Below are 24,670 nucleotides of genomic sequence, written 5' to 3' on the forward strand. Positions count from 1 at the left end.
TTGCTATTGCTAAATCCCAGAAACATGATTAGAATTTTCTTTTTGATAACTGCTCTTTTTTTGATATCCAACTTTGTTAAGGCCCAAGAAACTTATCGGGTGAAAGCAGACAAGTTGAGAGTGAGGGCGAGCAGTGATCCTAAAAGCAAAGTGGTAGCTAACCTACTGCAAAACGAAAGTATTACTGTTTTGGATGCAAGCGATGCAAAATTTTATAAAATAAAAATCAAAACTGGTGAAGGTTGGGTAAGTAAAGATTTCATCGAAAAAGTTCCTTCCACTACTGCTGCCTCAACGCCTCCGGCAACAACTCCACAAACCACAATGGCGCAAAACAATTCAGCTGATAGCACAGCCGATGTCATTTATCGCGTAACTACTGATAACTTAAGAGTTAGGCAAAAAGCGGATCCAAAAAGTAAAGTAATTGGTTATTTACCGGAAAATGAAAATGTAGCTGTTATCGATTCAGCTGACGCCAGTTATTTCAAAATTAAGGTTACCAATGGCGAAGGCTGGGTAAGTAAAGAATTTTTAGTGAGGGTTTCGCCAGTTAAGGCTCCGATTAAAAAGAATACTACTTCCATTGAGATTCCTTCAATTGATAAGGATTATTCTAACATTATCTTCTTCGTGGTTGTTGCTTTGGTAATGGGTACTATTTTGTATTTCATTTTCAAATACTCAAACCAAAATAAAATTCTGATTGGTATTTCAGCCATTGTAGTTTTGTTAGTGATTTATTTTTGCTTCGTTACTTTTATCCAACCTAAAAAAGTTTCAGGCACATTTATAAGCGATAGCGAAACCCAATATAAAACTTTCGATTTTGGCACAAAAGACTCCGTTATTGTTAAAGATACTTATACAGATTCTACCTTCACAACCAAATATGTGATCGAAGGAGATATGATTAAAATGTACGACCAACAAAACATGATTCTCCTGTTAATAAGAGATGAAAACACGTTGGTTGGAGAAGGATTTACAAGAGGAACCTTTACAAAGAAGTAATTTACTCATAAGTTTCTTACACAATCTTTTGTTTATAAACCCGGGAGCAGCGGCAGCCCCCGATTTTTCTTCGGGGCTACAGCGAATAACGGGACTGAAGAAACTGAAGAATTACTGAATGCTCATTTTCAAATCATTATATAAATCACATCAATATTATTTGAATTTTATGATCTGGATGCTGAAATAAATTCAGCATAACGATTGGCAGAATTATAATAACCTAAAAATCAGCAACATTTATTAAAAAAATCTTTTCTATTAATTAAAATATTTTTACCTTTGCTCTCCCTAAATAGGGAAAAAAGGAGACAATTAATTAATGGCTAAAAAACAAGTAGCAGAAAAAGAATTAGCAGCTAAAACAGCTGAACTTCAGGGAGAAGGCGGACGCCTGACTGAAAAAGAAACTATTGAATCAGAAGCTGATTCAGTTTCGATCGAATCGATCAAATCATCATTAGCAACACCAACCGAAGATTTCGATTGGGATGCAGATGAAAAAGTTTTCGGTAATTACAATGATGCAGACCGTAAAAAGTTTGAAGATATGTATGCTGGAACATTCAATCAGATCACTAAAGGTGAAATCATTAGCGGTATCGTTGTTTCAATTAACAACAAAGATGTAGTATTAAACGTTGGTTTTAAATCAGACGGTTTAGTTTCTACTTCAGAATTCCGTGATACACCAGATCTTAAAATCGGCGATTCAGTTGACGTTTTCGTTGAAGCACCAGAAGATGCTAACGGTCAATTGATCCTTTCTCGCAAAAGAGCAAAAACTCAAAGATCTTGGGAAGCTATTAACGAGGCTCTTGAAAATGATAGAATCATCAACGGTTTCGTTAAGAGCCGTACTAAAGGTGGTTTAATTGTTGATATCATGGGCGTTGAAGCTTTCTTACCAGGTTCTCAAATTGATATTAAACCTATCCGTGATTACGATGTTTACGTTGGTAAAACAATGGAATTCAAAGTTGTTAAAATTAACCATGAGTTCAAAAACGTAGTAGTTTCTCATAAAGTGTTAATTGAAGACGATTTAGAATCACAAAAAGTAGAAATCGTTTCTAAATTAGAAAAAGGACAGGTATTAGAAGGTACTGTTAAAAACATTACTGATTTCGGTGTGTTCATCGATTTAGGTGGTGTTGATGGTTTACTTCACATTACTGATATTTCTTGGGGCCGCATAGAGCATCCAAAAGAAGTATTATCATTAGATGAAAAAATCAACGTGGTTGTTTTAGATTTCGATGATGAGAAAAAACGTATCGCTTTAGGCTTGAAACAATTAACTCCACACCCTTGGGAAAACTTAAGTGCTGACATTCAAGTTGGTTCTAAAGTAAAAGGAAAAATCGTAACTGTTGCAGATTACGGTGCTTTCTTAGAAATCATCCCAGGTGTTGAAGGTTTAATACACGTTTCTGAAATGAGCTGGTCACAAAACTTAAGAAATCCACAAGAATTTTTAAAAGTTGGTGATGAGATCGAAGCTGAAGTTTTAACTTTAGACAGAGACGAGCGTAAAATGAGCTTAGGTATTAAACAATTATCTAACGATCCATGGCAAGAAGTTGCTGCTAAATTCCCAGTTGGAAGCAAGCACAAAGCAACTGTTAAAAACATGACTAACTTCGGCGTTTTTGTTGAAATCGAAGAAGGTATTGATGGTTTAATCCATATCTCTGATTTATCTTGGTCTAAAAAAGTAAACCACCCTAACGAATTCACTAAAGTTGGTGATGTATTAGACGTTGTTGTTTTAGAACTTGATGTTGATAACCGTAAACTAAGCTTAGGTCACAAACAATTGGAAGAAAACCCTTGGGATACTTTCGAAACGATCTTTACTTTAGATTCGGTTCACCAAGGTACAGTTGTTAAAGTAACTGATAAAGGTGCTGTTATTGCTTTACCATATGGTGTAGAAGGTTTCGTACCAACTAAACACATGGTTAAAGAAGACGGTACTTCGGTTAAAGCAGAAGAAACAAACGATTTCAAAATCATCGAGTTTAACAAAGAAGCTAAACGCATCGTTGTTTCTCACGCTCGTATTTGGGAAGAAGTTAAAGCTGAAGCTGTAGCAGAAGAAAGAAATGCTAAGAAAAAAGAAGCTAAAGCTGCTGTAACTGCAGTTAAGAAAGTTAAAGATTCTGTAGAGAAATCTACTTTAGGAGATTTAGACGTATTGGCTCAATTGAAATCGCAATTAGAAGGCGAAGAAAGCAAAGCTAAAAAAGGCTAGTCCTTTTTAATTGAATATATTAATCCCGATAGCGAAAGTTATCGGGATTTTTTTTGACCTCACCCTATGAAAGGCAGAGGTTTTTGTTATTTTAATACAGTCCCTCTCTTTAAGAAAGGGAAACAATGGAGTGAGGTTTTAACCTATTTTAGCTTTTAACTGCCCGCAAAACCACTCTCTTCAAGGAGAGGGACAGTAGCTACCAAGTTCTACTTCTAACTTTAATAGGGTGAGGTTTTTTATTAACAGTCACCTCGTTGAAGAAAAAGAAAAATATGACTGTGATTCGACCCTTAAATTGAGCTTTCCACAGCCCATAAAATCCCTCTCTTCAAGGAGAGAGGGGCAGTAGCAAGCAAGTTCTACTTATAATTTTAATAGGGTGAGGTTTTTGCAAACGAAAGCAAGTAACCCATCGGTAACTCCTGCCCCGCTGTTCGCTTAATCTTTTCCAAACCTATAAGGTCTTTGAGACCTTATAGGTTTAACAAAAAGGATTTCACTCCCATCGGGTTTAGGTAACATCAGTACTTCGTTAACCCAAACCTTTTCCTTTCATCCATTAAGAATTATTACTTTTGAAAAAGGAAACCATTCTATTATGAAGAAGATTATCTTTTTGCTTTTATCATTTACTTTTTGCTACAATCTTTCTGCCCAGGAAGTAAACATCATTCCACAGCCTGTAAGTATGAAAACTAGCTTAAGCACAGAAAAATTTATAATCGATAAAAACACTGAAATTATTTCGAATGATTCATTATCCAACTCAGCATTATTTCTACAAAATTATATTCAAAAATATTACGATCTAAAAATTCAAATTAACCCAAATTCAACAGCTAAAAAAAACACAATCAAACTAGAAATAGTTACGCGATTACTAAAAAGTTCGAACGAATACGAACTGATAAGCAATTACGAGCAAGTAGTAATTTATGCCAATTCAGAAAATGGACTTTTTTATGGTGTACAAACACTGATTCAATTATTACCTCAAGTAAAAGCAGAACAATTAATTATTCCATCAGTATCCATAACCGATTATCCCCGCTTCGATTACCGCGGAATGCACTTAGATGTGAGTCGACATTTTTTTGATGTAGAGTTTGTAAAACAATACATTGATTATTTAGCACTTCATAAAATGAATTACTTCCACTGGCATTTAACCGATGACCACGGCTGGAGAATCGAAATAAAAAAATACCCGAAGCTCACCGAAATTGGTGCCTGGCGAAATGGTAGCATTATCGGTTTATGGCCAGGAAAAGGTAATGAAAACATTAAATATCAGGTTTTGCCAACTGCGATTAATATTACTCCAAAAGATGCCGTCATCAAAACTGATGGGATTAAACATGGCGGGTTTTATACACAAGAACAAATAAAGGATGTGATCAATTACGCAGCTAAACGATACATTACTATCATCCCTGAAATCGAAATGCCAGCACACAGTATGGCTGTCCTTGCTGCCTATCCTGAATTAGGTACTGAACCAAATAAGAAATATACCGTTGCCGAAACCTGGGGAATGATGAATAAATACAATAACGTTTTGCAAGCCTCAGATACAACATTCAAATTTTTAGAAAATGTGTTAGCGGAAGTAATGGAGTTATTTCCATCACCATATATTCATATTGGTGGTGATGAAGCTTCTAAAGTTTGGTGGAAACAATCTGCGGTTTCACAACAAATTATGAAGGCGAATAATTTAAAAACGGAAAGCGAGTTACAAAGTTACTTCATTCGCAGAATTGAGAAATTTGTAAATAGCAAAGGCAAAACTATCATTGGCTGGAATGAAATTTTACAAGGCGGATTAGCACCAAATGCGGTAGTGATGAGCTGGCAAGGCGAAAAAGGCGGCATTGAAGCGGCTAAGCAATACCATAAAGCCATCATGACCCCTGAAAATAAAATGTATTTTAACCATGCGCAGTTTGTTAAAGAAGATAGCTTAACCGCTGGAAAGCCTTCACTTTTGGCTGATGTTTACAATTATGAGCCTATTCCTGCAGAACTTGATGCAGAGCAGGCGAAATACATCTGGGGTGGCCAAGGCTGTTTGTGGACTGAGTATGTCACTAATCCGGCTAAAGTACAATACCAGCTATTTCCGAGATTAGATGCTTTGAGCGAAATTTTATGGAGCCCAAAAGAAAAGAAGAATTATGCTGATTTTCAAAAACGTTTGAAAACACAATTTAAACGATATGATTTGATAGGGATAGAATATTCAAAAAAGTATCTTGAAAATTGATTATCCAACCTTACACTTCATAAATAACTGTTTTTAATTCCGATAGAGTTCCTTCTAATAATTATTCCAATCTTTGCCTCAAAATTAAACTATGCGTAAAGTCTTTGCAGTCATTTGCACCTTGATTACTCTATTTGTACTTAAAGAAACAATAAATATTTTCGTTACCGATGAAGCAGATATTGTTAAACAGCGCAGCATATTTATCGTAATTGCCCTGAGTATTTCAATCCCTATGGTAATTTTAACGCTTTGGCTTTGGAAGCCTAAAAATAATGACAAACAGGATTAATCGATAAAGCGTTGCTTTAGTTCTGGTGTCGGTAGCCAACAACTCTCCTCCCTTCCCCACCACTTATAGCGGTTTTTTGCGATAATATCATAAAACCAATCACGAATGAATTTTGGAACGAGGATAAACACATAAATCGTTGGCCATAAGCCGTTCAATTTTCTGGCAATCTTTAATGCAGCTGTTGATTTTGTATAAAGCTGACCATCTTCAAGTAGAATAATAGAATTAAACTGATTTAGATCGGCATTGAATTTGGGTAAGACAACTTTGGCGTATTCGCCCTGCAAAGCGGTAAACTTAAACAGATTTTTTCTATCACGTTCAACAGCAAACTGGACTGAAGCATTACACAAGTTACAAACACCATCGAAAAAAATTACCCGCTCCATTTACAAATATAAAAATTTCAATACTTATTATATTTCCAATGAATGCTTATGAATGTCATTTAATGTTAAGGAATTTAAAGCACGGCCTATTTAGTTGAATAGCAGATCATTTGTCGTGATAAATTCCTATTTACGCATAAAATCAAAATCCAACAAATTAACAATCAAACACTTTAGCAATTTGCCTGGGGAACTTTCAATTTTCTGCTTTCAACTTTCTACTTTTTCCCTATATTTGCCCAATCCTTCTTCAATGCAAAAGAAAACACTTCTTGACGGACAAAAAATTCAGATTACAATTAAGAGGCTTTGCCATCAATTAATTGAAAACCACGACGATTTCGCGAATACCGTTTTGATTGGTATCCAGCCACGCGGTATCTTTCTTGCCGATCGCATTCATCAAGAGCTCGAAACCATCCTAAAAAACAAGAAAATTTTAAAGGGAAACCTCGACATTACTTTTTTTAGGGATGATTTTAGGCGAAAAGATGGATTGGTAACCGCAAGTAGCAATTCCATTGATTTCATTACTGAGGGCAAAAAAGTGATCCTCATTGATGATGTACTTTGGACCGGAAGAACCATTAGAGCAGCGCTTGATGCGTTGCTTGCCTATGGCAGACCAGATAAAGTAGAGCTCTTGGTACTTATTGATCGTAGGTTTAGTAGACATTTACCTATCGAACCCGATTACATTGGGCATCAAGTAGATAGCTTAAATTCACAGCAAGTGAAAGTAACCTGGGCAAGTGAAGGAAGTGAAGACAAAGTGATTTTATTATCCGAAAAACAATAATATAAAAATGGCAGCAGACAAACTATCAACCCGACATCTTTTAGGCATTAAAGATATTAACCGGAATGATATCGAATTGATTTTCGAAACTGCAGATAATTTCAAAGAAGTAATCAATAGGCCCATTAAAAAGGTTCCTTCACTTCGGGACATTACCATTGCCAATATTTTCTTTGAAAATTCTACCCGTACAAAACTTTCTTTTGAACTAGCTGAAAAAAGGTTATCAGCAGATGTGGTAAACTTCGCTGCATCATCATCATCAGTGAGCAAAGGAGAAACATTGATTGATACGGTTAACAACATTCTATCGATGAAAGTCGACATGGTGGTGATGCGTCATCCCTATGCAGGAGCAGGTCAGTTTTTGAGCAAACATGTAAAAGCGCAAATTGTAAATGCCGGAGACGGGGCTCATGAACACCCAACCCAGGCTTTACTCGACGCTTTCTCCATCCGCCAGAAATTAGGCGATGTGACTGGAAAGAAAGTGGTTATTGTTGGGGATATTTTGCACTCTCGGGTAGCAATCTCAAATATTCTCTGCCTACAGCGTTTAGGTGCAGAAGTGATGGTTTGCGGCCCAACCACTTTAATTCCCAAACACATTCATCAACTTGGAGTAAAAGTTGAACATAACCTAATTAAAGCACTGAATTGGTGCGATGTAGCAAATATGCTTCGCATTCAACTGGAGCGTCAGGATATTAAATATTTTCCATCTTTGAGAGAATACGCCATGATGTATGGCCTAAATAAACAGATTCTCGATAACCTCGATAAGGAAATCATTGTCATGCACCCAGGCCCAATTAATCGTGGTGTGGAGATCACTAGTGATGTTGCCGATAGTAAGCAATCCATCATTTTAGAACAGGTAGAAAACGGTGTGGCTATTAGAATGGCTGTACTTTATTTATTGGCAAGCCAAGGGTAAACTAGTTTATTAGTCATTGGTTCATTAGCCATGGGTTATTAGCGGGCGAAAAATTCTAGTGAATTAGACTTCGACTAATAGTTACCTACTACACAATCTAGAGCTTCCATAATTTTGGCTCATTTCACCAGCGAACTAATAACTATTGAACGACTGAATCAGTCTAATTTTCAACATTCAACTTTCTTCTATACCAATTTTGAAAACCCTTCGTTTATTTGTGTTATTAACAGATGTTAATTACTTATGTTGATAAACCATGATACTATTTCTAATTTAGTACCAACCATATTTGAAACCGATGCAGAAAAAATACTTACTAATTCCGCTATTCATGGCAGGAAGTTTTACCACTTATGCGCAAGTTAGTGCAGTGCAAAACCTCAATAAAAACTACCAGACTGGCTTAGAATTATTAGACAAAGAAAAATATACCGCTGCTGCACAGCAGTTTAAGCTTGTTGAACAACAACGCTATAAACCGTCTACACAAACCGAAAGCAATGCCGAACTATCTCTACTTAAAGAGAATGCAAAATTTTATGCAGCTGTTTGTGCGTTAGAATTAACTAACAGTGATGCGGAAAGTTTATTCCAGGCTTTTATCCGTGATTATCCTTTAAATCCCAATACAAAACTGGCCTATTTTTATGTAGGAAAAACTTATTTTGGTCAAAAAAATTACAAAAAAGCACTAGAATGGTTCGAAAAAACTGATCCGTCTACCCTATCAGCTAAACAACGTAACGAATATCAATTTAAGCAGGGTTACGCCTATTTTGAGTTGCAAGACTATGAAAAAGCAGAACCACTATTCGAGAAAGTAAAAAAAGAGGAAGGCGATTTCCAAGAAAGTGCGACTTACTATTTTGCTTACATCAACTACCTAAATAAAGAATACAAAACAGCATTAGCTAATTTTGAAAAGCTGAAAGGATCACCAACCTATGAAGCAAGTTATCCATACTACATCACCTCAATGTATTATCTGGATGAACGCTACGATGATGTAATCAGCTATGCACTAGAATCTATTCAAAAAACCAAACAACAGTTCGAACCTGAAATGTTGAGTTTAGTTGCCGCTTCTTACTTTGCGAAATCGGAATTTAAGAACGCTGAAAAATATTTTGCAGAGTTTTATGCTAAAGATAAAAGCGAAACCAAAAACAACTTATTCATTTACCAATATGGATATTCGTTGTTCCAGAATAAAAAGTATAAAGAATCTGTTGCCATTTTAGAGAAGCTAAACAACGATGATATTTATCTCCAAAACGGAATGCATACTTTGGGTAAGGCATTTATTCAATTGGGCAACAAACAAAAAGCACAAAGTGCATTTTTCAGAGCTTCACGTTTAGATTTTGATAAAACCATTCAAGAAGAAGCCTGGTTAAGTTATGCCAAGTTAAGCTATGAGTTAGATTTCCATCAACAAGCTTTAGAAGCAACACAAGGATTTTTGAAAACTTTTCCAAAATCTCGTAAAATTAACGAAGCGAAAACTTTGTTAGGAGAAGTACTTTTAACCACTAAAAACTATCAGGCGGCAGTTGATATTTTGGAACCGATTCCGGATAAAACCCTTGAGGCTAAAGAAGCCTACCAAAAGGTTACTTATTTCCGTGGGTTAGAATTTTATAATGAGCGAGCTTTTCCGAATGCCTTATCAATGTTTTTACGTTCTGATAAATTTCCGGAAGACAATGAGATCCACGCCTTAAATACTTATTGGAAAGCCGAAGCCATGTACGAATTGCGGAAATATGGCGAAGCCGTTTCTACGTTCGAAAAGTTTTTAAAAATGCCTGATGCCGATAAAACCGGCGTATATAACTTTGCCAATTATGCCCTCGCTTATTCTGCTTTTGAGGATGAAAAATATGCCAAGGCAGCAACCTATTTCGAGAAATTTCTTCAGGGAAATGATAAAGATCAAAAGACAATTGATGATGCAACTATTCGTTTGGCCGATTCTTATTTCGTAAATAAAACTTACGGAAACGCGATGACCAATTACAACAGAATAATTGACAGGCATACTACATCTGAAGATTACGCCACTTTTCAAAAAGGAATGATCCAGGGTTTGGAAAACCAATACGATGCGAAAATTGCGACCATGCAAACGTTATTGTCAAAATTCCCCAACTCTAATTATGCAGATGATGCAGGTTTTGAAACCGCTTACACTTATTTTAACAAAGGCGATTTCGATAAATCGAAGTCAGATCTTGTAGCTTTGGTGGCGAAATACCCACGCAGTAGTTATGTTCCAAAGGCATTAGTGACTATTGGATTGGTTCAATACAACCAAGATCAGGACGATGTGGCTTTAGAATCCTTCAAAAAAGTAATCCGCGATTACCCTACATCTGAAGAGGCTAAACAAGCGATGGAATCTATTAAAAACATTTATGTAGATAAAGGTGATGCAAATGGATTTATCCAATACGCCAACACCACTCCGCTTGGCAACTATTCAGATAACGAGCAAGACAATATCATTTTTGCGGCTGCGAATAACCTTTACTTAAAAGGCGATGCCAACGGCGCTTTCCAGGCTGTTAATGCTTATTTTGATAAATTCCCTAAAGCTAACCACGAAAAAGAAGCGAAATTTATCAGAGCAGAATCTTTGGTTAAACTAGGTCGCCCTGATGAAGCAATACCTGATTATGAATTTATATTAAATGATTGGACAAGCGACTACACCGAACGTTCATTGGTGAGCATTTCCCAATTGTTCCTCAACCAGAAAAAATATAATGAAGCAATTGTTTATTTGAAAAGATTAGAAACTACAACAGATTACAAGGCACATTACAGTTTTGCCATCAACAACCTATTAAAAGCATATACAGCTTTAAATATGCCTGATGATATGTTGAAATACGCTAAGTTGACCAATGAATCTGAAAAAGCTTCGGAAGAAGAAAAAAATAGTTCTGGTTTGTTTTCTGGTAAAGCTTATTTGCTAAAAGGAGATACTACAACTGCGGTTAAAGAATTTAAAAACGTTGTGGCTAAAACGAAAACGGCTGCCGCTGCCGAGGCAAAATACAACCTTGCACTTATTGAATACAACAAGGGAGATTTCAAAACATCAACTAAAACTTGTTTTGATATTGTGAACAACATGGCTTCACATGATTATTGGGTAGCTAAAGCCTTTATCTTGTTATCTGATAATTATGTTGCCCTGAAAGATAACTTGCAAGCAAAAAGTACACTTCTAAGTATAATTGATAATTACGAAGGCAAGGATGATATCATTCCGACAGCCAAAGAGAAACTAGAAAAACTAAACCAGAAGAAGTAGAATTATGAAGTCGATTAAATATATATATAGTTTGCTGTTTTTTGCTGCTGCTGGTTTAACAACTGCCCAGGCACAGGAAAAGAAAGCTGAAGAAAAAGCCGTAGTGAGTGAGGAAATAGAAGTTGTTCGCCCTTACAAACCTATTTTGGCTGAAGCCGTTAAACTAAGAAGAAGTCCGAATTTGGATGACGTAAAAACTTATAAAGCGAAATTAAACTACAGCGTAACAGATAAAAAATTAGAGCTAAACAGCGATATTCAAAAATTACAAGCGCAGCAGCTTGCAGAAGAGAAAGCAAGTATTTTAGTAAATAATTATGTGAAAGGCGCATTTGGTTCACTTTCTACCTTATTAGGCGAAGCTTACTTTAATACTGGAAAAGATGAAGGATTACAGCTTGGTGGTTATTTCAAACATTTTAGCCAGGAAGGTAAAATAAATAAACAAAACAGTAGTCAACAACAATTAAGCATTTTTGGCCGTAGTATTTTAGAGGAAAATACAGTAAGTGGACGTTTAAATTTTGAAAGAAATGGCACCTACTTTTACGGCTTGGATAATGCAAACCCAACCTTAAATCCAAACCCTGAGAAACAAGCTTTAACGCTTTTAGAATTAGAGGGTGAGTTGGTTAAGAACTTCACAGAGGATGAAGACGCATTGAGTTATGCGGTAAAAGCTAATGCTTATTTATGGAATGACCGTTTTGACGCTAAAGAAAGTTATCTTTCATTAAATGGATACCTAAATAAAAGAATCAGTTCATTTAATTTAGGTTTGGCAGCATCTACAGAGTTTGGGAGCACCAAAGATGCGCTAACAAGCGTAGGAAATAACTTACTCCGCTTAAATCCTTATATCCGTTTGCAAGTTAAAGGAGCAAAAGTTACGGCAGGAATTAATTTCGTTCAGGAATTCGGTGCATTCAGCAGTTCAAGAATTTTCCCGGCAGTAACTGCTGATTTCACCCTCGTACCTGATTATTTACAGGTTTTTGGAGAGGTTAAGGGTGATGTAAACAGAAACTCAATGAAAGGCTTAACAGATGAAAATCCATGGTTGAATAGCAATATCTTGATCAAAAATACGGTTGAAAAGTTAAGCATTAGTGCAGGGATTAAAGGAACCGGTGGACCAGGCTTTGGCTACAAGGCCCGTTTCTATATGAAGCAGTTTGACGACCTTCCTTTATTCATTAATAACTTCGATAATTTTAACAAGTTTGATGTGATTTATGATTTTGGCAAAACGAAATTGACTGGCTTAGAAGGTGAAATATCGATACAGGTAATCGATGCACTAAAGTGGACAGGAAAGTTGAATATTGATGATTGGAAACCTGCTCAAGAAACTTACTCATGGTTTAAACCAGGGCTAAAAGTTAGCTCAAACTTCGTTTATACTTATAATAAAAAGCTGAGTTTTAATGCAGCTGTGGTAATGCAAGATGATGTAAAAGCGAAAGTAAATGTTCAACAACCAGTAAATCCACTACAGTATTTGGTGCCAAACACCAGCATCGAACGTATAGAAACAGTTAAAGGATTTGTAGATTTGGGCATCGGTGCAGATTACCGCATCAACAACAAATTTTCCATTTTTGCAAAAGCCAATAACCTGTTGAATTCTAAATATAACCACTTTTTATATTATCAGGTTAACGGGTTAAATGTATTCGGCGGACTAACTTATTCATTTTAAATACATTAAATTAATTATTGCGTAGGTTTAGAAAAAACGCTTAATTTTACCGGAATGGATATCTTATCATACCTTTTGGAACTTTTGCAACAGCGCAAAGAAGTTGGCATTACCGGCTTGGGCACCTTCTATAAAAAGAAGTTTCCAGGCAGGTACGATAAGGAAAAAAAATCATTTTTACCACCAAGTTATGCTCTGGCATTTACATCTGATGTAAAAAATGATGAGGCCCTAACCAATTTTATTGCTTCTGAAAGAAATATCTCAGCCGAGAGTTCATCTTATTACATTTCGCAATTTGTAGATGAAGTGAACCAAAAACTGGAAGTAGAACATGAGGCTGATCTTGAGAATTTGGGTCGATTATATTTCACAGAGCACGAAGGTCTAAGCTTTGATGCGGCTAAAAATATAAACTACGGATCAGAATTTTATGGTCTACCCGCATTGCCTGAAATCATTTCAGATCAACAGCAAACGGATGCCACTGACAAAGATGATGAGGTATATGATGAAATAGCCGAAGCACCAAATGCACCTGTTCAGCCTAAAGAAACAGCGCATATACATCCTATTATTGAAAATGTAAAATTGGATGAGGTAGAAGATGATTTGCGCAATACTTTAAAGCACACTACAAAATCAGGCGAAGAAGTTACTGATGCGCCAGATTTTATAAAAGAACAACACACTGAACATCCAAACAGATTTGGCCATACGCCAGAAGATGAGGAGGCAGTAAGGGCTTTGACACCCGAGGAAATCGAGGTGCCAGAAAGTATTGTTCAACAACATGAAGAACATCCAGACCGTTTCGGGCATACGCCAGAAAGCGAAGCGGAAAAAACTTATATCAATCTGGAAGATGAAACTCCAGAAGATGAACCTGTAATTGCAGCGCCTGAGTTTATTAAAGAGCAACATGCCGAGCATCCAAACAGATTTGGTCACGATCCGATTGTTCAAGAAACCTTCGAGGAAGAAAAAAGATCTATTTGGCCAAAAATGCTCCTCATCATTCTGGGAATTCTTTTGATTGGAGTGATCATCTATTTTATCAAACCAGATTTGTTTAAACAGCAGGCTGCGCTACAAACTACCACACCTGCAGTTTTGCCAGATTCTCCAAAAACAGAAATAGATACTGCAAAGGCAAAACAAGATTCGATAGCTAAAACAGATAGTACTTTAAAAGCGAATCAAATTGCTACGCAAAAAGTTGATTCTGCAACGCTGAAAAAAGTTGGTCCAACTCTATCTAATGCTCCTTTGGCTACAGAGAAATCAATGTTTCATGTAATAGCAGTTTCTTATGAAACAGAAGCAGCAGCATTAAGATTCATTGAAAAAGTAAAAAAAATTGGCCTAAATGCGACTATTGCGAAAATGGAAGGGAGAAGAAAAAAGGTAAGTATTGCGAGTTTTCCCACTAAAGAGGAGGCAGAAAAGCAAAAAGAAATTCTACAAAAACGATTAAAGGGAACCGGATTTTACGTTAAAGAAATAAAAAACAACACACAACCATAATGATAACTTTATTAATTCAAGACACCACACAAGCACTTCAAGATACAGCGAATGCAGTTAACCAGGCATTAACTCAACCAGAGCCAGAATTACATTTCATCGATCTGCTTTTTAAAGGTGGGTGGGTGATGCTACCTTTGGCATTATTAGCCTTTCTAGCCTTAATCATATTCGTTGAACGTTATTTAACCATCAAAAAGGCCACGAAAGATGAGTCGAACTTAATGGGACAAATCAGATCATATATTCAATCTGGCAATTTAGATGGAGCAATGTCGCTGTTAAGAAACAACAACTCCCCTCTTAGTCGCATGTTGCAAAAAGGCTTAAAACGTATCGGCCGCCCAATTAAAGAGATTGAAGGTGCTATTGAAAACGTTGGTAAACTAGAGGTTGCTAAGCTGGAGAAAAATATCAGTATTCTAGGTATTGTTGCAGGTATCGCTCCAATGTTGGGTTTCGTAGGTACCATCGTTGGGGTAATTACAATTTTCCATCAGGTATCCATTAAAGGTGCTATTGAAATTGGAACTATTTCTGGTGGTTTATATACGAAAATGATCACTTCAGCAACAGGTTTAATCATTGGTATTATCGCTTACGTACTTTACCATATTCTAAATATCATGGTAGAAAAAATCATCCTAAAAATGGAAACGGATGCAATTGACTTTATTGATTTATTAGAAGAGCCAGGTAAATAATGAACTTACGCAAAAGAACAAAAGGGTCAGTAGAAGTACACACTTCAGCGTTGAACGATATTATGTTCTTCCTGATGCTGTTCTTCCTTCTGGCATCTGCAGTGGTTAATCCAACTGTAGTAAAATTGTTGTTGCCGCAGTCGTCAAGCGGGCAGCAATCTACTGCTAAAAAAGCAGTTACAGTTACGATAGACGAAAATTTAAAATATTCCGTTGATAAGAAACCAGTTACAATGGAGCAATTGGAGCCAACTTTAGCCGCTTACCAAAAACTGGCTCCAGATATGACCATCCTTTTGTATGTATCTCGTAATGTTACTTATCAAGATGGTTTTGTTGTTAATGATATCGCAAATAAGTTAAAATTGAAGCTTGTTGTGGCTGTTGAGCCGAAAAAATAATGGATTACAAAGCACAAAATATAAATAACGAAGAAAACAATTATCCGAAGGCGATTGCCATTTCGAGCGGGATAATGGGCTTTTTATTATTGATTAGTTTTTTTATTGTAATCAATTCTTTTCAACCACCTGAAGATTTAGGTATGGGTGGTATGGTGGTTAACTATGGTACTTCTGCCGAAGGTATGGGCGATGATTACACGAGCATTGAGGAGCCTTCTGCAGATCCAAACGCAAATGGAAAAGCGCCAGATAAAGTAACACCTGAAGAAAAGGTTACCCCGACAACAACTACAGAAAATTCTGATAAGGAAGTTCAAACTCAGAATACGGAAGATGCTATTGCGGTAAATACTAAACCTACAAAAGCAACCAACACAGCGCCGACTACCGTTACAGAAGATAAACCTGCGAAACCAGTTATCAATCAAAATGCGCTTTATAAGGGCAAAAAAAATACGGGCCAGGGTCAGGGAGATGGAACCGGTAGTACAGCTGGAAACCAGGGATCAGTGAATGGTGATCCCTTAGCACCGAATTATGGTGAGGGAGGTTCAGGTTATGGAAACAAGCCTATTGAACTTCGACGTTTTTCAAACCTGGTCATTCCGAAAGATGATGGGCAAGTGAGAGGGAGGATTGCTATTAGGATATATTTCAACAAAGCTGGAAGGATTACAGATGCCAGACAAGAACTGAAAGGATCTACTATAACTGATAGAGAACTGGTTGAGAAATGTGTTCAAGCGGTAAAAAACTCATCTTTAACAAGTTCTGGCGTAGGTGGAGATAATCAAACCGGAGTGGTGGTCTTCAACTTTAAAGTTAACTAAAACAACTATTACTATCATTCAGCATCTGAGGTGAATTACCAGCAAACGCTTGATTATTTATATAGCAAACTCCCAATGTTTACACGTGTGGGGGCTTCTGCTTTTAAAAAAGACCTCACTAATACCATCATATTTTGCAATGCTCTTGATAATCCGCAGAATAAATTCAAGAGCATACATGTTGCCGGTACAAATGGAAAAGGTTCTACCTCGCATATGCTTGCGGCAATTTTACAAGCCGAAGGTTACAAAACTGGCTTGTATACCTCCCCTCATTTAAAAGATTTTCGTGAGCGTATTCGCATTAACGGAAAAATGATTAGTAAAACGGAAGTGGTTTCCTTCGTAAAAAATCAACAGACGTTGATAAATGAAGTAGAGCCTTCTTTCTTCGAAGTCACTGTTGCACTGGCTTTTGATCATTTCGCAAAACATAAAGTAGATATTGCCATTATTGAAGTTGGTTTGGGGGGCAGGTTGGACTCAACCAACATCATTCAACCCGAGCTTTCGGTTATCACCAACATCAGCATGGACCATACTAATATGCTGGGCAATACCATCGAAGAAATTGCAGGAGAAAAAGCTGGCATCATCAAAAGGAATACGCGGGTAATTATTGGCGAAACCCAGCCGAAGTCTGCAGCTGTTTTCCGACAAAAAGCAAAAGAAATGAATGCATCAATTGTTTTCGCTGATGCACAAATGGTTGTTAAGGATTTTAAGATCGTTAACACGAGATTATCGTTAAATATTGATCAAAATCATCAGATCAGATTCAAAAATTTGATAACGGATTTAACGGGTACTTATCAACAAAAGAATATTTTAACTGTTTTACAGGCCATTGAAATTCTGAATGAATTAGCAACTTTCAAGGTTTCAGATAAGAGTATTTATAATGGATTAAACCAAATTAAGAAATTAACCGCATTACAGGGCCGTTGGCAAATTCTATCTAAAAATCCATTGGTCATCTGCGATACCGGCCACAACGAAGCTGGAATTGCTGAAGTAATAAAGAACATTAACCAAACACCATTCGAAAATTTACATATTGTTTTCGGCATGGTAAAAGACAAGGATATTTCAAAGGTACTTTCCCTGATGCCAAAAAATGCAACCTATTACTTTTGCAAACCGGATCTGGAAAGGGCCATGAATGCTGCTGAACTTAAAGCGCAGGCACTAACTTATTCACTAATTGGAAATGATTATCCATCGGTTGTTCAGGCTAAAGAAACAGCCATCAAAAATGCTAAAAAAAACGATTTGGTTTTTATTGGCGGCAGCACATTCGTTGTAGCCGAAGCGTTATAAAATCTTTACATAATCTTCAAAATTTCTTCATTTGAAAAGTGTTACTTTAGTCTTTTAACTAAAAACAGAATGAAGAAAATTTCTTATTTACTTATTTCCCTATCTATTTTTTCCATTACAGCCGCAAATGCTCAGGCAAAAAAAGCCACGCCCAATACAGCTAAAGCTTTCCCTAGCGAAGTTGCTCGCCCAAAATTAGTGGTGGGTTTAGTTGTCGATCAAATGAGATGGGATTATTTATATCGCTTTTATAATCGCTATTCAAATGGCGGATTTAAGAGACTAATAAACGAAGGTTTTTCGGTTGAAAATACGCTGATTCCATACACGCCAACTTACACCGCTGTTGGTCATACTACCATTTACACCGGTTCAGTTCCAGCAGTTCATGGAATTATCGGTAATGATTGGTACGATTCAGAAACTAAGAAAAATGTGTATTGTACAGAAGACTCTACAGTTGTAACTGTTGGAAGCAGCCCTTCTCCTGAAGGTAACATGTCACCTAAAAACATGCTCACCACAACCATAACTGATGAACTAAGATTAGCAACAAATTTCAAAGGAAAAGTTATAGGAATCTCTTTAAAAGATAGAGGTTCAATCCTACCGGCTGGTCATGCAGCAAATGCAGCTTATTGGTATCAGGGAAGCACTGGCAACTGGATTACAAGCAGTTATTATATGAAGGAGGTTCCGATGTGGATTGCTGACTATAATAAGATGAAGCTCGCAAATAAATTTTATGCAAAAAATTGGGAAACACTATATCCAATTAATACCTACACCAACAGCACAGCTGATGAAAAAGCTTACGAAGGCAAAAACAGTGTGTTTCCTCATCTCTTAACACAAAATATTGATAAAAACTTTGATGCCATTAGAAGTACGCCATATGGTAACACCATTACTTTAGATCTAGCAAAACTTGCAATTTTATCAGAAGATTTGGGACAAGATAATATTACTGATTTCCTTGCGGTAAGTTGTTCGTCAACAGATTATGTTGGCCATGCCTACGGACCAAATTCTATAGAACTTGAAGATACCTATTTACGTTTAGACAAAGATTTTGAAGACTTTTTCAATTATTTAGATAAAAAAGTGGGTAAAGGGAACTACACCCTATTTTTAAGTGCCGATCATGCGGTTGCACACGTTCCTGCCTTTATGAAAGAAAATAAACTTCCGGCAGGTATCGTAAGTGATAGAGATATTGTTTTTAAATTAAATGCTTTTCTAAATGAAAAATTCAAGGTTAACAATGTGGTTTTAAAATCAATGAATAATCAAATTCATTTCGATCACGATAAAACCGATAACGGAAATGTAAGTTTCGATGTGATTAAAGCCGCTTCAATTGAATTTTTGAAACGATTGGAGGGTTTTGCAAACGTAGTTGATGTTTCAAGAGTTTCCTTAGCAACGCTACCTGAAGTTCAGAAAAGAATGATCACGAACGGTTATAACGCTCGCAGAAGTGGCGATTTATATTACATTTTAAATCCAAACTGGTTTAATGGAAGCAGCACAGGTACAACTCATGGAAATTGGAATCCATACGATGCACACATTCCATTGGTATTTATGGGCTGGGGAATTAAACCTGGAGCCACGAATAAAACCCATTACATGACAGATATAGCACCGACCTTAGCTGCGTTACTCCATATCCAAATGCCAAATGGCACCGTAGGTGAACCCATTACAGAAATTACCAATAAATAAACAACGAAGCCAACTAGATTTAGTTGGCTTCGTTGTTTATAAAGAGTATCAATACCATTATAAAAGCATCAAATTGCTAGTATTTGCTACATTTGTTCATCCAAATATAGTCTCAATAAGCATTGCAGAATTTCATTTTGTGAGATCTTAAATCCTATAGTATGCAACAAGTAGAAATATACAAGCCAAAAAATAAAATTCGTTTTGTTACTGCCGCTTCCCTCTTTGATGGTCATGATGCAACCATAAATATCATGCGTCGAATTTTGCAGTCATCAGGGGCCGAAGTAATTCACCTTGGTCATAATCGCTCAGTTGATGAAGTGGTAAACTGTGCTATTCAAGAGGACGTTCAGGGAATTGCAATGACATCTTATCAAGGCGGGCATATCGAATACTTCAAATATATGTACGATCTGCTGCAGGAACGTGGATCAGGACATATCAAGATATTTGCAGGCGGAGGTGGGGTAATCTTACCAACAGAAATTGAAGAATTGGAATCCTATGGAATCTCCAAAATCTATTCGCCTGATGATGGAAGAAAAATGGGATTGCAAGGAATGATCAATGATATGTTGATCAAAACAGACTTTGTAACCAAGGCAGAAATCACAGATGAACTAAAAACGATCCCAAATAAAGAGATCACAGCAATTGCTGGAGCAATAACCGTAGCCGAAAATGATCCCGAAGGGGCGCAAGAATTTGTTAACGAACTAAAAAAACTATCGCTAAACAACAATGCTCCTATTCTCGGAATAACCGGAACGGGTGGTGCTGGAAAATCGTCGTTAGTAGATGAACTGGTGCGCAGATTTTTGGTGGAAGTGCCAGATAAAACCCTTGCGATTATTTCTGTCGATCCTTCTAAAAGAAAAACTGGTGGTGCCCTTCTCGGAGATCGTATCCGCATGAATGCAATCAATAATCAGAGAGTTTATATGAGGTCGCTTGCGACACGACAAGCAAACCTTGCATTATCAAAAAATGTACAGGAAAGTATAGATATTTGCAAAGCTGCTGGTTACGACCTTATTATTGTAGAGACTTCCGGAATTGGTCAGTCTGATACAGAAATTACCGAACACTGTGATGTTTCTCTATATGTGATGACACCTGAATTTGGTGCAGCTACACAGCTCGAAAAAATCGATATGCTCGATTTTGCTGACCTCGTTGCCATCAATAAATTCGATAAACGTGGTGCCCTGGATGCACTTCGCGATGTGAGAAAACAATATAAACGCAACCACAATATTTTTGATGCGAAGGACGAAGAGATTCCCGTTTATGGAACCATGGCTTCCCAATTCAACGACCCTGGGATGAACAACTTATTTGTGGCCTTGATGGACAAAATCAGAGTCAAAACAGGTACAGATTTCAAGGCAAAAATGGAATTAACTTCAGATAAGTCCGAGAAAATCTACATCATTCCACCTGATAGGATCCGCTATTTGGCTGAAATAGCAGAAGCAAGCCAAATGTATAATGAGTGGGTTGATAAACAGGTTGGTATAGCGAGAAAGATGTATCAGCTTAAAGGCGTTATCGATTTGGCTGGTGAAAATGAATCTTTAGGGCTGGGCAGCGGTTTAGAAAATGCTTATACTTTTTTTGAAGAACAGTTAGACGGTGATTGTAAACGCCTGTTGCGCCAATGGCCTGATACAAAACGAGCGTATAAAGAAGAGTATTTTATTTATAAAGTTCGTGATAAAGAAATTAAGCAGCCCCTGTTTTATGAGTCCTTGTCTAAATTACAAATCCCCAAGGTTTCACTTCCCCGTTACAAGGATTGGGGCGACATATTACGATGGTTGTTAACAGAGAATCTTCCAGGAGAATTTCCTTATGCAGCAGGCGTATTTCCGCTTAAACGTGAAGGCGAAGACCCGACAAGAATGTTCGCCGGCGAAGGTGGTCCTGAAAGAACCAACAAACGTTTTCACTATGTATCACTTGGACAACCTGCTCATCGCCTATCTACAGCATTCGATTCTGTAACTTTATATGGTGAAGACCCGCACATTCGACCAGATATTTATGGTAAAATTGGCAACTCAGGTGTAAGTATCGCAACTATAGATGATGCTAAAAAACTGTATTCAGGCTTCGACCTTTGTGCACCTTCTACATCGGTCTCGATGACGATCAATGGTCCAGCGCCTATGTTGTTAGGATTTTTCATGAACGCTGCGATAGATCAGCAATGTGAAAAATACATTATCGAAAACGGTTTGGAAGCTGAAGTAGAACAAAAAATCAAAGAGATTTATAAAAATAGGAATGCGGAAAGACCAAAGTATAACAGCAACTTACCAACGGGTAACGATGGCCTTGGCTTAATGCTACTTGGTGTAACTGGCGATGAAGTATTGCCAGCAGATGTATATGCGCAACTTAAGGCAAAGGCCATCAGCGCCGTACGTGGAACTGTACAAGCTGATATCCTTAAAGAAGATCAGGCTCAAAATACCTGCATATTTTCTACTGAATTCGCCTTGAGGATGATGGGCGACATCCAGAAATATTTTATCGATGAAAAGGTAAGGAATTTTTATTCCGTGTCAATTTCAGGTTATCATATTGCCGAAGCCGGAGCAAATCCAATTTCACAACTTGCCTTTACCTTGAGTAATGGTTTTACATTTGTTGAATATTATTTGAGCAGAGGCATGCATATCGATGAATTTGCACCGAACCTATCTTTCTTTTTCTCTAACGGAATTGATCCGGAATACGCAGTGATTGGAAGGGTAGCCAGACGAATCTGGGCGAAAGCTATTAAAAACAAATACAAAGGAAACGATCGTTCACAGAAACTGAAATACCATATTCAAACATCAGGCAGATCATTACATGCACAGGAGATCGATTTTAATGATATCAGAACTACCTTGCAGGCACTTTATGCAATTTACGATAACTGCAACTCGCTCCACACTAATGCTTATGATGAAGCCATCACTACCCCTACAGAAGAGTCAGTACGCAGAGCGATGGCAATCCAACTCATCATCAACAGAGAACTGGGCTTGGCAAAAAATGAAAACCCATTGCAGGGCGCTTTTATTATTGAAGAATTAACCGATCTCGTTGAAGATGCCGTGCTTCAGGAATTTAAGAGAATTAATGATCGTGGCGGCGTTTTAGGAGCCATGGAAACCATGTATCAACGTGGCAAGATCCAGGAAGAAAGCTTGTACTATGAAACCTTGAAACACACTGGAGAATTTCCAATAGTTGGAGTAAATACTTTTTTGAATAAAAATGGTTCTCCTACTATTGTTCCTGGAGAAGTAATTAGAGCTACCGAAGAAGAAAAGCAATATCAAATTGCGGCACTTCAAAAATTTCAGGACCGAAACGAAAATAAATCTTCGTCACTGCTTACACAATTACAAAAATCAGCTATTGCAGGAGAGAACATTTTTGAGCAACTGATGGAGGTATGTAAGGTTTGTTCGTTAGGTCAAATTAGCAATGCGCTCTATGAAGTAGGCGGTCAATACCGCAGAAACATGTAAAACAAAAAAGGGTTCTTCTTAATGAAGAACCCTTTAAAAAATATATTTATATCGTTTAGCCTGCAATCCAGGTAAACTTATAATCCATAGTTGGATTTTTCATACGCTCAGCAACACGTAACAAACGAGAAGGGAGAGCCATAATATAATCACGAGCCTTTTCTCCAGCATCATTTAAATCACGCATCCCCTCTATTTTCCAATCTTCAATCAGTGATTGCATGATTTCAACGTAATCAACAGCAGTATAAACACCTAAGCGTTGCGCTGCATCAGTAAAATGACCGAAGGTTTGTCCAATTTTTAAACCAACCTCACGTAAAAAGTGAGCTGGCATTACAATCTTCTTCCGCATCATATCTTCAAAAGCAATCATAGCCTCATTCGGATCAACTTCAAAAATACGATTCATAAAGTCTTTATAAGCCTTAGCATGTCTCGCTTCATCAGATGCAATGGTTCCACACATCTTAGAAAGCAGAGTGTCACCATCTTTTTTAGCCAAAGATGCCACACGTCTGTGCGAAATATTAGTAGCTAACTCCTGAAAAGAAGTATAAATGAAATTACGATAAGGGTCATGTCCTGTACCAATATCAAAACCATCTGCAATCAGATATTGAGTAGATATCTCCATCTGGCGCATATCCACCCTGCCTGACAAATACAAATACTTATTTAACAAGTCACCATGACGGTTTTCTTCAGCGGTCCAGTGTCTGTTCCATTTCATCCATCCGCCATCTTCTTTCATACTTGGCCCCTGAACCATGGCTAACCACGATTCATAAGTAGGTAAAGCTTCTTCGGTGATGGTATCACCAACTAAAACTGCTACTAAATCGTAAGATAAATCTTTGGCATTCTCCCTTAAAATCCTGATGTCCTGATAAAAGTTTTCGCTCGTGGAATCAGGAAGAAAATCTGATGGTTGCCAATTGGTGTCAATTGGTTTAAGATAGGTTTCCATCATATCAAGCATATATTTTTCAATATGCACCATTACTTCCCTTCTTTTATCTGCAAAAAAACTCATTATTCGTGTTTATATATTGTTGTGTCAAAGATAACCAAATATTATGGCAAACTACAGGTTAATAACACATTTACAACGATTCAGTTTCAAAATCATTCCAAATAGGTGCCCATAAGTTGTTTTTGGAAAAGAACATCACCGTTTCATTTCTTCTTCAGTCCCGCTGTCCCTTCAATCTTTTTGTTTTGGGGTCTATCGGCTATGAGCGGTAGCGGTACAAAAAGGATTTCCGTACCATCAGGGTTATCAAACCCAGGGAAGGTGTTTTATCGGCTAGGCCTGCTTTCCCGCAGTTATACAAAACCGGATACCCAGCTATATGACCTATATTCCTATATGGTTCAATAAGATCCGGGAGGTTTGCAGACCATTCAACCATGAACGCAATGAACACCGCTGTTTTATGCCGAGAACCTTGCTATCTGATAAACAGAGAACGTCTTAAAACGGGGTTCACCCAGCTATATGACCTATATTCCTATATGGTTCAAAAAGATCCAGAAAGATCTGGGATTGATGTAGCCATGAAACCCAATTAACAATAGTAGCATCTCTTTAAAGACAGTTGCTCTCCGTTCGCTGCTCTTTATTCTTTTCTCCC

17 protein-coding genes are annotated in these 24,670 nt (G+C 37.2%); 15 read left to right on the forward strand and 2 right to left on the reverse strand.

Annotated features, from left to right (window positions below):
- The first annotated feature begins 24 nt into the window (after window positions 1-24).
- From ASE92_RS17595 to ASE92_RS17610, 4 genes are all read left to right on the forward strand, one after another.
- The gene (locus ASE92_RS17595) at window positions 25-1,014 is read left to right on the forward strand and encodes an SH3 domain-containing protein (protein WP_056851430.1); all 990 of its coding nucleotides are present in this window, start codon (window positions 25-27) and stop codon (window positions 1,012-1,014) included.
- 322 nt (window positions 1,015-1,336) lie between these two features.
- Entirely contained in the window at window positions 1,337-3,271 is a 1,935-nt protein-coding gene (rpsA, locus tag ASE92_RS17600) for a 30S ribosomal protein S1 (RefSeq protein ID WP_056851431.1), read from the forward strand.
- 601 nt (window positions 3,272-3,872) lie between these two features.
- Window positions 3,873-5,540, forward strand: coding sequence for a beta-N-acetylhexosaminidase (locus ASE92_RS17605; RefSeq protein ID WP_056851432.1), 1,668 nt, complete (start codon window positions 3,873-3,875; stop codon window positions 5,538-5,540).
- Window positions 5,541-5,631: 91 nt separating this feature from the next.
- Window positions 5,632-5,832 carry a hypothetical protein gene (locus ASE92_RS17610; protein WP_056851433.1) on the forward strand — a complete coding sequence of 67 codons (201 nt, stop codon included), beginning with the start codon at window positions 5,632-5,634 and terminating at the stop codon, window positions 5,830-5,832.
- On the opposite strand, the gene ASE92_RS17615 is transcribed toward ASE92_RS17610, so the two are convergent.
- The gene (locus ASE92_RS17615; RefSeq protein ID WP_056851434.1) at window positions 5,829-6,224 is read right to left on the reverse strand and encodes a thiol-disulfide oxidoreductase DCC family protein; all 396 of its coding nucleotides are present in this window, start codon (window positions 6,222-6,224) and stop codon (window positions 5,829-5,831) included. The two genes, ASE92_RS17610 and ASE92_RS17615, sit on opposite strands and share 4 nt — an antisense overlap.
- 253 nt (window positions 6,225-6,477) lie before the next feature.
- Here ASE92_RS17615 and pyrR point away from each other — a divergent pair, with 253 nt between their 5' ends.
- The 11 genes from pyrR to ASE92_RS17670 all read left to right on the forward strand — a co-directional run bounded on the left by pyrR (window position 6,478) and on the right by ASE92_RS17670 (window position 23,033).
- Window positions 6,478-7,023 (forward strand): bifunctional pyr operon transcriptional regulator/uracil phosphoribosyltransferase PyrR, encoded by a 546-nt coding sequence (pyrR, locus tag ASE92_RS17620; RefSeq protein ID WP_056851435.1) that lies wholly within the window; start codon window positions 6,478-6,480, stop codon window positions 7,021-7,023.
- A 7-nt stretch (window positions 7,024-7,030) separates the two neighbouring features.
- Window positions 7,031-7,960, forward strand: a complete 930-nt coding sequence (locus tag ASE92_RS17625) for an aspartate carbamoyltransferase catalytic subunit (protein ID WP_056851436.1) — start codon at window positions 7,031-7,033, stop codon at window positions 7,958-7,960.
- Window positions 7,961-8,261: 301 nt separating this feature from the next.
- A complete protein-coding gene (locus ASE92_RS17630) occupies window positions 8,262-11,285 on the forward strand; it encodes a tetratricopeptide repeat protein (protein ID WP_056851437.1) in 3,024 nt (1,007 codons plus the stop codon).
- Window positions 11,286-11,289: 4 nt separating this feature from the next.
- Entirely contained in the window at window positions 11,290-12,987 is a 1,698-nt protein-coding gene (locus ASE92_RS17635) for a TonB-dependent receptor (protein WP_056851438.1), read from the forward strand.
- A gap of 54 nt (window positions 12,988-13,041) precedes the next feature.
- Window positions 13,042-14,514: an SPOR domain-containing protein gene (locus ASE92_RS17640; protein ID WP_056851439.1), complete on the forward strand. Its 1,473-nt coding sequence runs from the start codon at window positions 13,042-13,044 to the stop codon at window positions 14,512-14,514.
- Entirely contained in the window at window positions 14,514-15,218 is a 705-nt protein-coding gene (locus ASE92_RS17645; protein WP_056851440.1) for a MotA/TolQ/ExbB proton channel family protein, read from the forward strand. Before ASE92_RS17640 ends, ASE92_RS17645 begins: the two co-directional genes overlap by 1 nt.
- Window positions 15,218-15,619, forward strand: a complete 402-nt coding sequence (locus ASE92_RS17650) for a biopolymer transporter ExbD (RefSeq protein ID WP_056851441.1) — start codon at window positions 15,218-15,220, stop codon at window positions 15,617-15,619. Before ASE92_RS17645 ends, ASE92_RS17650 begins: the two co-directional genes overlap by 1 nt.
- Entirely contained in the window at window positions 15,619-16,452 is an 834-nt protein-coding gene (locus ASE92_RS17655) for a hypothetical protein (protein WP_056851442.1), read from the forward strand. The genes ASE92_RS17650 and ASE92_RS17655 overlap by 1 nt, the downstream gene beginning before the upstream one ends.
- A 75-nt stretch (window positions 16,453-16,527) precedes the next feature.
- Window positions 16,528-17,772: a folylpolyglutamate synthase/dihydrofolate synthase family protein gene (locus ASE92_RS17660; RefSeq protein WP_082455110.1), complete on the forward strand. Its 1,245-nt coding sequence runs from the start codon at window positions 16,528-16,530 to the stop codon at window positions 17,770-17,772.
- 69 nt (window positions 17,773-17,841) lie between these two features.
- Window positions 17,842-19,500 carry an alkaline phosphatase PafA gene (pafA, locus tag ASE92_RS17665; RefSeq protein ID WP_056851444.1) on the forward strand — a complete coding sequence of 553 codons (1,659 nt, stop codon included), beginning with the start codon at window positions 17,842-17,844 and terminating at the stop codon, window positions 19,498-19,500.
- 161 nt (window positions 19,501-19,661) lie between these two features.
- On the forward strand, window positions 19,662-23,033 hold the full coding sequence (locus ASE92_RS17670) for a methylmalonyl-CoA mutase family protein (RefSeq protein ID WP_056851445.1): 3,372 nt from the start codon (window positions 19,662-19,664) through the stop codon (window positions 23,031-23,033).
- 55 nt (window positions 23,034-23,088) lie between these two features.
- On the opposite strand, the gene ASE92_RS17675 is transcribed toward ASE92_RS17670, so the two are convergent.
- Window positions 23,089-24,069, reverse strand: coding sequence for an acyl-ACP desaturase (locus tag ASE92_RS17675; protein WP_056851446.1), 981 nt, complete (start codon window positions 24,067-24,069; stop codon window positions 23,089-23,091).
- Between the last annotated feature and the right edge of the window lie 601 nt (window positions 24,070-24,670).

The organism is Pedobacter sp. Leaf41, from assembly GCF_001422545.1.
Lineage (GTDB): Bacteria > Bacteroidota > Bacteroidia > Sphingobacteriales > Sphingobacteriaceae > Pedobacter.

Excerpts from the sequence above, each read along its gene's own strand:
- ASE92_RS17595 (WP_056851430.1), top strand. The coding sequence starts at position 25 with ATGATTAGAATTTTCTTTTTGATAACTGCTCTTTTTTTGATATCCAAC.
- rpsA (WP_056851431.1), top strand. The coding sequence starts at position 1,337 with ATGGCTAAAAAACAAGTAGCAGAAAAAGAATTAGCAGCTAAAACAGCT.
- ASE92_RS17605 (WP_056851432.1), top strand. The coding sequence starts at position 3,873 with ATGAAGAAGATTATCTTTTTGCTTTTATCATTTACTTTTTGCTACAAT.
- ASE92_RS17610 (WP_056851433.1), top strand. The coding sequence starts at position 5,632 with ATGCGTAAAGTCTTTGCAGTCATTTGCACCTTGATTACTCTATTTGTA.
- ASE92_RS17615 (WP_056851434.1), bottom strand. The coding sequence starts at position 6,224 with ATGGAGCGGGTAATTTTTTTCGATGGTGTTTGTAACTTGTGTAATGCT.
- pyrR (WP_056851435.1), top strand. The coding sequence starts at position 6,478 with ATGCAAAAGAAAACACTTCTTGACGGACAAAAAATTCAGATTACAATT.
- ASE92_RS17625 (WP_056851436.1), top strand. The coding sequence starts at position 7,031 with ATGGCAGCAGACAAACTATCAACCCGACATCTTTTAGGCATTAAAGAT.
- ASE92_RS17630 (WP_056851437.1), top strand. The coding sequence starts at position 8,262 with ATGCAGAAAAAATACTTACTAATTCCGCTATTCATGGCAGGAAGTTTT.
- ASE92_RS17635 (WP_056851438.1), top strand. The coding sequence starts at position 11,290 with ATGAAGTCGATTAAATATATATATAGTTTGCTGTTTTTTGCTGCTGCT.
- ASE92_RS17640 (WP_056851439.1), top strand. The coding sequence starts at position 13,042 with ATGGATATCTTATCATACCTTTTGGAACTTTTGCAACAGCGCAAAGAA.
- ASE92_RS17645 (WP_056851440.1), top strand. The coding sequence starts at position 14,514 with ATGATAACTTTATTAATTCAAGACACCACACAAGCACTTCAAGATACA.
- ASE92_RS17650 (WP_056851441.1), top strand. The coding sequence starts at position 15,218 with ATGAACTTACGCAAAAGAACAAAAGGGTCAGTAGAAGTACACACTTCA.
- ASE92_RS17655 (WP_056851442.1), top strand. The coding sequence starts at position 15,619 with ATGGATTACAAAGCACAAAATATAAATAACGAAGAAAACAATTATCCG.
- ASE92_RS17660 (WP_082455110.1), top strand. The coding sequence starts at position 16,528 with ATGTTTACACGTGTGGGGGCTTCTGCTTTTAAAAAAGACCTCACTAAT.
- pafA (WP_056851444.1), top strand. The coding sequence starts at position 17,842 with ATGAAGAAAATTTCTTATTTACTTATTTCCCTATCTATTTTTTCCATT.
- ASE92_RS17670 (WP_056851445.1), top strand. The coding sequence starts at position 19,662 with ATGCAACAAGTAGAAATATACAAGCCAAAAAATAAAATTCGTTTTGTT.
- ASE92_RS17675 (WP_056851446.1), bottom strand. The coding sequence starts at position 24,069 with ATGAGTTTTTTTGCAGATAAAAGAAGGGAAGTAATGGTGCATATTGAA.